Annotated in this window: 3 protein-coding genes; 1 reads left to right on the top strand and 2 read right to left on the bottom strand. The window is 70.9% G+C overall.

Going from position 1 to position 4,891, the window contains the following annotated elements:
- A partial coding sequence (locus ACRDP3_RS15760) for an FAD-binding and (Fe-S)-binding domain-containing protein (RefSeq protein WP_431517577.1) occupies positions 1–2,589 on the top strand: 2,589 nt, incomplete at its 5' end.
- Between the two features lie 93 nt (positions 2,590–2,682).
- Here ACRDP3_RS15760 and ACRDP3_RS15755 read toward each other — a convergent pair.
- Together ACRDP3_RS15755 and ACRDP3_RS15750 are read right to left on the bottom strand one after the other, a co-directional pair.
- Entirely contained in the window at positions 2,683–4,050 is a 1,368-nt protein-coding gene (locus ACRDP3_RS15755; RefSeq protein WP_431517576.1) for an alpha-amylase, read from the bottom strand.
- A 158-nt stretch (positions 4,051–4,208) separates the two neighbouring features.
- The gene (locus tag ACRDP3_RS15750; protein ID WP_431517575.1) at positions 4,209–4,889 is read right to left on the bottom strand and encodes a L,D-transpeptidase family protein; all 681 of its coding nucleotides are present in this window, start codon (positions 4,887–4,889) and stop codon (positions 4,209–4,211) included.
- Positions 4,890–4,891 lie beyond the last annotated feature (2 nt).

Genomic DNA, 4,891 nt, shown 5'->3' with positions numbered 1-4,891 from the left:
GGGGTCGAGGTGCTCGGCGAGGACGGCGCCCGCGCGCGCATCCAGCCCGGCACGACAGTGGTACGGGCGAACGCCGCCCTGTCACCCTATGGCCGGCTGCTGGGTCCGGACCCGGCGAGCGCCATCGCCTGCACGGTCGGCGGGGTGGTCGCCAACAACGCCTCCGGTATGACGGCCGGCACCACCCGTAACTCCTACCGTACGGTCGACTCACTCACCCTCGTGCTGCCCTCCGGCACTGTGGTGGACACCGGTGATCCTCGCGCCGACGAGGACCTGGCACACGCCGAACCCGCGCTGTGCGCGGGGCTGATGGCGCTGAAGGAGGAGATCGAGTCGGACCCGGAGCTCGTCGCCCGTATCCGCGCGAAGTACCAGCTGAAGAACACCAACGGCTACCGGCTGGACGCCTTCCTCGACGGGGACACACCCGTGTCGGTCCTGCGCGGGCTGACGGTGGGCTCGGAGGGAACGCTCGGTTTCATCGCCGAGGTCGTCTTCAGCACCCTCCCGCTGCACCGGCGCACCTCGACCGGGCTGCTCTTCTTCCCCTCCCTCTCGGCAGCCGCCGCAGCCGTGCCGCGGTTCAACGAGGCGGGTGCGCTCGCCGTGGAACTGATGGACGGCAACACCCTGCGGGCCTCGGTCAGCGTGGCGGGCGTACCCGCGGACTGGGCGGGGCTGCCCAAGGAGACCGCGGCGCTGCTGGTGGAGTTCCGGTCGCCGGACGAGTCCGCACAGCTGGCCCGGGAGAAGGCCGCCGCCGAAGTGATGGCGGACCTCGAACTGGTCGCACCCGTCGCCTCGGTGACCAACGAGTTCACCCGGGACGCGAAGACCATCGGCTTCTACTGGAAGGCGCGCAAGGCCTTCGTCTCTGCGGTCGGCGGTGCGCGCCCGGCGGGCACGACGCTGATCACCGAGGACTTCGCGGTGCCGCCCTCCAGGCTCGCGGAGGCGTGCGAGGCACTGCTGGAGCTGCAGTCACGGCACGGCTTCGACGCCGCGGTGGCCGGGCACGCCGCGCACGGCAACCTGCATTTCCTGCTGGCTTTCGACGCCGCCAAGGAGGCGGACGTGGCGCGGTACGCGGGCTTCATGGAGGAGTTCTGCCGGCTGACGGTGGAACGTTTCGACGGCTCGCTGAAGGCGGAGCACGCCACCGGCCGTAACATCGCGCCGTTCCTGGAACTGGAGTGGGGCGAGCGGGCCACCGAGCTGATGTGGCGGATCAAGCAGACCCTCGACCCGGACGGTGTGCTGGCACCGCGCGTCATCCTGGACCGCGACCCGCGGGCCCACCTGCGCGGCCTGAAGTCGATCCCGAAGGTGGAGGCGGTGGCCGACCCGTGCATCGAGTGCGGCTTCTGCGAACCCGCCTGCCCCAGCGGCGATCTGACGACCACGCCCCGGCAACGCATCGTGCTGCGGCGGGAGATGCTGCGCCAGTCGCCCGACTCCCCGGTCAACGACAGTCTGCTGGAGTCCTACGGCTACGACGCGGTCGATACCTGCGCCGGCGACTCGACGTGTGCGCTGGCCTGTCCGGTCGGCATCGACACCGGCGCCATGATGAAGGACTTCCGGCACCGGCGGCACTCCGCCCGGGAGGAACGTACGGCCGCGCGCGCGGCCCGGCACTTCCGGCTGGTGGAGAGGTCGGCCCGGCTGGCGGTGGCGGCGGCCGGCAGGCTGCGGCACCAGTGGCTGCCGCGGCGGGGCGACCGGCTGCTGGAGTCGGTGACCGGCGCGGCACGCAAGGTCTTGAGCCCGGACCTGGTGCCCGAGTGGCTGCCGCAGCTTCCGGGAGCGGCGGCCAAGCGGCTTCCCGCCACGGACCGTTCGACGGCGGCGGCCGTCTACTACCCGGCGTGCGTCAACCGCATCTTCGGCGGGCCGGACGGCGGCGAGGGCTCCTCGCTGCCGGAGGCCATGGTGATCGTCTCGGCCCGGGCCGGGCGTCCGGTGTGGATCCCCGAGGACGTCGTGGGCACCTGCTGCGCCACCATCTGGCACTCCAAGGGATACGACTCGGGTAACGCGCTGATGGCGAACCGGATCGTCGAGGCGGCCTGGCGATGGACGGACGGCGGCGAGCTGCCGCTGGTGGTGGACGCCTCCTCCTGCACGCTGGGCCTCGGCCACGAGGTGGTGCCGTATCTGAGCCGCGCCAACCGCAAGCTGCACGAGCGCCTGACAGTCATCGACTCGGTCGTGTGGGCGGCACGGGAGCTGCTCCCACGGCTGACCGTCGAGCGGCGCGTGGGCTCCGCGGTGCTCCATCCCACCTGCTCCATGCGGCATCTGGGCGACACGGAGCAGTTGCGTGAGGTGGCGGAGGCGTGCGCGGAGGAGGTCGTGGTCCCGGTGGACACGCGCTGCTGCGGCTTCGCCGGCGACCGGGGCATGCTGCACAAGGAGCTGACGGCATCGGCGACCGCGCGTGCGGCCGCCGAGGTGACGGCGCGGGACTTCGACGCGCACCTGTCGGCGAACCGGATGTGCGAGGTGGGCATGGACCACGCGACGGGAGGGCGCGGCTACCACTCGGTGCTGCTGGAGCTGGAAAGGGCGACCCGGCCCGCCTGAGCCCGGAGCCGGCGGGATTCCGCCGGCCCCGGGCCGTGGTGCTGCTGTGCTGCTGTGGTGCACCTGTGGTGCGGGCCTCAGTCCGTCAGGCCGTCAGGAGGCGGCCCCGGTGTGCAGCGCCAGCGCGCCCTTCGCGGGGACCGTGGTCTCCACCTTGCCGTCGTCGCCGACGGTGACCGTGTTGCCCTCGCAGTCGTCCGGCGCGGCCTTGGCGACGTTGCAGTAGGTGCCGCCGGGCAGCGACGTCGTGAAGGTCTGGCGCAGTTCGCCGTCACCGGCGTTGAGGGCGACGAAGCCCTTGTCGCCGCGGCCGAAGGCGAGGGCGCTGCCCTGCGACCACCAGCCGGTCACCTCGGCGCCGCCGACGGCGTTGCGGAATCCGACCATGCCGGTGATCTCCGGCTGGGCGTGCATGTTCGTCCAGCCGTCACCGCCGCTGGGCGGACCGGCGTCCTTGTCCGACCACTCGTAGCCGGAGAAGACGTTCGGCGAGCCGTAGGGGTGCGCCAGCATGAAGGCGTTGGCGAGCTTGTGGAGAGCGCCGTCCTTGTAGGTCAGCGTGGAGCCGTTGCGCTCGGTGTCCCAGTTGTCGACGAACGTACGGGCCTGACCGCCCGCCAGTTTGCCGTCGGCGATGTTCCGCAGCCCGCCCAGGTCACCCCCCTGGAAGGCACTCTTGAGATGGCCGCCGTAGCGGAACTCGTCGACGTCGCCGAGACCGGTGTACTCCTCGGGCTGAACCGCCTCACCGCCGCCGTAGATGACTTCGGAGATCCAGTAGCCCGGGTCGGCCATCTTGGACTTGATCGCTTCCACGTCGCCGGCCGCCATGTGCTTCGCGGCGTCGATGCGGAAGCCGTCGACGCCCATCTGCCGCAGGCTGTCGAGGTAGGCGGCGATGGTGGAGCGCACCTTGTCGCTGCCCGTGTCGAGGTCGGCCAGACCGACGAGTTCACAGGTCTGCACGTTGTCGCGGCTGGTGTAGTCGGTGATGTCCTTGCGGCAGCCGTGGAAGTCGGCGTCCCCGTAGCTGCCCGGGTAGTCGTACTTGGTGTACCGGGTGCCGCCGGTGCCCGTTCCGGAGGCGGAGGACATGTGGTTGATGACCGCGTCCGCGATCACCTTGACGCCCGCCGCGTGGCAGGCGTTCACCATGCTCTTGAACGCGTCGGCGTCGCCCAGCCGTCCGGCGATCTTGTAACTGACCGGCTGGTACGACGTCCACCACTGGTCGCCCTTGATGTGCTCGGTGGCCGGTGAGACCTCGACGTAGCCGTACCCGGCCGGGCCGAGCGTGTCCGTGCACGCCTTGCTCACGTCCGCGAAGGGCCTCTCGAAGAGGGTAGCGGTGACGCTCTTGTCCCCGGGAGGCGTCGCCCGGGATTCCTCGGGTGTCAGGGCCAGCAGACCGCCGGCAGCCACGAGCGCGGCCAGGATCGCGCCGGTCAGGCGTTTTCTCATCGTGTGCGGCTCCTTCGTCGTCGGACACTGCGAGTGCCGATGAAGGCAGCCACGCGCCAGGCCGCCGTGGGGGGCGTTACGCGAAGGAGCCTCCCGCCAAGGCGTGAACACGTCAAGTCTTTCCGCAAGCGTTTCCAGTGAGTTTCTGCAACTTCTTGCTAGCGGGCCAGGGACGCCTTGTCACCCATGACCACCACCGGATGCCGGTCCGGATCCAGGGTGCGCAGCAGATACCGCATGCCGGACTTGGGGATGCTCACGCATCCGGAGGTGCCGCTGCCGTGGTCCAGGTGCAGCCAGATGCTGCCGCCCTTGGACTGCCCTTGGGGGCGGGTGGGGTCGAGGGGCGTGGTGCCCCTGACCCGGTTGTAGTCGACGGCGATGACGTGGTCGAAGTCGTGCCGGGTCGCCTTGGGCCAGTGCGAAGGGGGCGTGAAGGCATCGCTGTTGGTGTACGGCAGCTTCGCGTCCGGCGCCGGCAGCACACCGCCCGCGTCGGAGACGGTGAAGACGCCCACCGGACTGCGCTTGTCGCCCTCGTGGTGCGCGGGGGTCCAGCCCTTCTTCCCGTTGTGCGCGGGCCAGCTGCGCTTCCGTGACCACGCCTCGCCCGTCTCGCCCTCCTTGGTGTACAGCCGCACGGTCGCCTCGGCCGAGTCCTCGTCCTCGCCGTAGACCGCGAGCACCTGACGGGCGTCGCGGGGGATCTTCTTGTGCAGCGAGTCCGCCACACCCGGGATGCGGGTGGGATCCGCCTTGCGGCCCGAGGTGTGACGTGAGGCCTCGGCACCCGGCTTGCCGGTCGCCGCGCCGCCGGCACCGCACCCCGCCAGGGTCAGCG

This window comes from Streptomyces sp., from assembly GCF_050698815.1.
Taxonomy (GTDB): Bacteria; Actinomycetota; Actinomycetes; order Streptomycetales; family Streptomycetaceae; genus Streptomyces.
Note: the sequence above shows the minus strand (reverse complement) of the source record. Positions and strands in the feature narration are given on the sequence as shown.

What these genes read in the sequence shown, in the direction of transcription:
- ACRDP3_RS15755 (WP_431517576.1), bottom strand. Translation starts at nt 4,050, where the DNA reads ATGAGAAAACGCCTGACCGGCGCGATCCTGGCCGCGCTCGTGGCTGCC.